The following is a 1851-nucleotide window of genomic DNA, read 5'->3' on the forward strand; positions in this document are numbered from 1 at the left end:
ACCTAATGAAAATTTTAATTACTGATGACGATAAGGAAATCGTTGAATTATTAACTATATATGCTACAAATGAAGACTACGAGGTAATCCAGGCTTTTGATGGGGATGAGGCCTTGAAGAAAATTGCTGAGAATCCTGATATTGCTATGATGGTATTGGATATTATGATGCCTGGTAAGGACGGAATTACGGTGATCAAGGAGTTGCGGAAACGTGATGTGGATATGCCAATCTTACTATTATCTGCTAAATCGTCTGATATGGACAAGATTTCTGGTTTAACGACTGGTGCGGATGATTATGTAACGAAACCCTTTAACCCGCTTGAAGTTATGGCTCGTATCAAGTCTTTATTGCGTCGTGCTTCTACAGCTGGCGATGATTCAGCAACGATTGAAGTTGGCCCGCTTGTAATTAACAAAAATTCTCATGAGGTAACGACAACAGATGGTCAACAAATTCAACTAACTGCGCTAGAATTTGGTATATTATACTTACTAGCTAGTAATCCAAATAACGTATTCTCTGCTGACGAGATTTTTGAACGTGTATGGCAGCAAGAGTCTGTGGTATCAGCGAAGACTGTTATGGTCCACGTGAGCCATTTGCGTGATAAGATTGGTGAAGCTACAGGTGGGGACAAGGTAATCTCAACTGTTTGGGGTGTAGGTTATAAAATTACAGCCTAAGCGCTAAGTATAGAAAGCGTCTGGTATCACGGCGAATGTTCAGTAAGACTGGGGAATGCGATATTGGTATCAATGCCCCTAGTCTTTTTTACATTTTTATAGTAGCCAGTTAGTCGGTTAGGTAGTTAATAGTTCAATGACAGTAATAGTTAGAAGGTGCGCTCTTGCAAAAAAAGAAAAGTAGAATGCATACAGAGCTTTTTTTTGAAGCGATTGTGTGGCTAGCGATATTGGTCATACTGTATTTTGGCTTAATGTTCGTGTTGATCACGGTCTATGAAACCAATTATTCAGTCTTGTTACGGACATATCCTGGCTCTTTTTTTGTCCACCCACAATTTCAACAAAATTTCTTTCTGTCTCTAACCGTGGTTTACTTGGTGATGAGTGTTTCCTTTGTTGGCTGGCGGATTTATCGGCGGCTACGGGCGGTTCAATTGGGCTATGTGCTTGAAGAGCTGCACTATATTTCGCAAGGAAACTACCATCATAAGATTTCTACTTCCGAGTTGAATGGGATGCAGCCGGTTGTAGATTCGATTAATCGTTTGGTCGACTCCACTGTTAAAGCACGGGAAGAAGAGCGGCGGATTGAACAGTCTAAGGATGACTTGATAACCAATATGAGTCATGACATTCGGACGCCGCTTACTTCCGTGATTGGTTACTTGACCTTATTGAAGCAGGAAGGGTTGAAAGACCCAGAAAAGGCTATGAAGTATATCAATATTGCTTACGATAAGGCCATTCAAATGCAACGGATGACTGAAGATTTGTTTGAATATACTAAGGTCAAACAAGTGGATACTAAGTTGGCTATTAACCGGATCAATGTGGTACGTATGGTAGAACAAATTACGGTAGAGTTTGAATTAGAGGCCAATAAAGTCGGCCGTGAATTTCAAATTGTGGCCGAACCGGATGACAATATCCTAGTCGATATTGACCCAGAAAAATTTGTACGTATTTTTTCCAATTTATTTACCAATGCCTTTAAATATGGTGGAAAGGGTAAGTATATCAGGATTTCAATCTATCAAGACCAAGAAAAGACCAAGTTTGTCGTTGAAAATGACGGCGCTAAGATTCCTAAGGGGCAACTGAAGGACCTATTCCAGAGATTTTATCGGGGGGATAAATCTCGAACTGAGCCGCAGACGGG

At 40.5% G+C, this 1851-nt stretch carries 2 protein-coding genes; both read left to right on the forward strand.

Annotation, left to right across the window (positions count from 1 at the left end):
* Positions 1-5: 5 nt before the first annotated feature.
* Positions 6-689 carry a response regulator transcription factor gene (locus ACRCJ0_RS13055; protein ID WP_016897171.1) on the forward strand — a complete coding sequence of 228 codons (684 nt, stop codon included), beginning with the start codon at positions 6-8 and terminating at the stop codon, positions 687-689.
* 164 nt (positions 690-853) lie between these two features.
* A partial coding sequence (locus ACRCJ0_RS13060) for a sensor histidine kinase (RefSeq protein ID WP_431390699.1) occupies positions 854-1851 on the forward strand: 998 nt, incomplete at its 3' end.

It is taken from the genome of Aerococcus sp. L_32, from assembly GCF_050689315.1.

Bases quoted from the DNA above. Each gene is read 5' to 3' on its own strand.
- ACRCJ0_RS13055 (WP_016897171.1), top strand. From the start codon at position 6: ATGAAAATTTTAATTACTGATGACGATAAGGAAATCGTTGAATTATTA.